The organism is Mesorhizobium sp. (assembly GCF_004962925.1).
In the GTDB taxonomy this organism is placed as follows: domain Bacteria; phylum Pseudomonadota; class Alphaproteobacteria; order Rhizobiales; family Rhizobiaceae; genus Mesorhizobium.
Genome location: NZ_SUEO01000206.1, coordinates 1 through 295 on the forward strand (window position 1 = coordinate 1; position 295 = coordinate 295).

General features: G+C 66.4%; 1 pseudogene. It reads right to left on the reverse strand.

The features are described from left to right. A pseudogene (locus tag E5W87_RS28755) lies at nucleotides 1-206 on the reverse strand (hypothetical protein); the annotation flags it as partial. Nucleotides 207-295 lie beyond the last annotated feature (89 nt).

Below are 295 nucleotides of genomic sequence, written 5' to 3' on the forward strand. Positions count from 1 at the left end.
GCACCCGCCTGGGCGCGCGCCTGCGACAGCAAGAGGTCCTGCTTGTGACGCTCCTGGCCCTGTTCGAAGGTCGCGCTTTGCGCATCGGCCCGCGCTTGTTGCTCATAAGCCTTGGCCTGATAGTCAGCCATCTGCTTCGACTGCTGGCCCTCGACCAGCGCGCCGCCGACCGAAAGAGCCGTGCCGATAAGGGCAAGTGTGCACATGGTCAGCCTCGTTCGCTGGCGGGAATGAATTTGCTTTTGACGCCTTCGACCGGCGCTCCGATCGCCGGGCGCGGGTCGAGCGCGCCGCC